Source organism: Pseudomonas sp. PME37.24/006, assembly GCF_055556635.1.
In genome coordinates this window covers 1-237 of record NZ_JBVHNL010000291.1, presented here as the reverse complement: position 1 = coordinate 237, position 237 = coordinate 1, and the positions used below count along the sequence as shown (strand labels likewise).

The following is a 237-nucleotide window of genomic DNA, read 5'->3' as shown; positions in this document are numbered from 1 at the left end:
CAGGAACGTTTGCGGGAAACCTTACTTTTGGAGTTACGAAGCGTCGAACGCAACAGACGCTCGAAACGCTTCCCGACGCTATACCAGTGATGCCCGAAACCGATGCGTCCGTTTTTGGGAATGTAGTGGAACAAAACGCTATCATCGCCAGAGCCGAACTGGAAGTAGTACTCGGCCTGTACCAGTGGACCGGAATTCGAGCAGGGGCGTAATTTCTGCATCATGTGGAACAGTTCC

1 protein-coding gene is annotated in these 237 nt (G+C 52.3%); it reads right to left on the bottom strand.

The features are described from left to right. Positions 1 to 237 (bottom strand): hypothetical protein (locus ACZ3GY_RS24780; RefSeq protein ID WP_465912477.1); only part of this gene is annotated, 237 nt, incomplete at both ends.